The sequence below is a fragment of the Vibrio sp. 2132-1 genome (assembly GCF_033344315.1).
This window is the reverse complement of record NZ_JAWPON010000600.1, coordinates 1-586: the sequence shown is the minus strand read 5'-3', so window position 1 is coordinate 586 and position 586 is coordinate 1. Positions and strand designations below refer to the sequence as shown.

At 49.8% G+C, this 586-nt stretch carries 1 protein-coding gene and 1 pseudogene; both read left to right on the top strand.

Going from position 1 to position 586, the window contains the following annotated elements:
* Positions 1–437, top strand: a 437-nt coding sequence (locus tag R8N47_RS26885; RefSeq protein WP_318186322.1) for a biotin/lipoyl-containing protein, incomplete at its 5' end; no start/stop codon positions are given.
* Positions 438–446: 9 nt separating this feature from the next.
* Positions 447–586: pseudogene (locus R8N47_RS26880) on the top strand (sodium ion-translocating decarboxylase subunit beta); the annotation flags it as partial.

The window sequence follows — 586 nt, the reverse complement described above, 5'->3', positions numbered from 1 at the left end:
GTGGTAACCCTGATGCTTTTGAACCAGCACCTACATTGGAAAGTGCAAAACCAGTTGCAGCGCCTGCGGCTCCAGTCGCGTCTGGTAGCGTAGAAACTTACAGTGTTCGCGTTGATGGACAAGTCTACGAAGTTGAAGTGGGGCCAAAAGGACAATTGACTTCTGTGACGTCAAGTTCAGCTTCTGCACCAGTGGCCGCTCCCGTTGCGCCTGTGACGGCAAATGCGGAATCGGTTCCTGCACCGCTTGCAGGAAACATCTTTAAAGTGAACGTTCAGCCGGGTGCTGAAGTCGCAGAAGGTGATGTCCTACTGATCCTTGAAGCAATGAAGATGGAAACGGAAGTTCGTGCAGCTCGCGGTGGTATCGTTCAAGAACTGAACGTAAAAGAGGGTGATGCCGTTACCGTTGGTGCACCTCTTCTCAGCTTGGCGTAAGGGAGTATCATGGACGGATTGATGACCTTATGGTCAGAAACAGGGATCGCTAACTTTGAGTTTGGCCAAATCTGCATGATGCTGGTTGGCTGTACGCTGTTGTTTCTAGCGATTCGTAAAGGCTTTGAACCATTACTTTTATTGCCAAT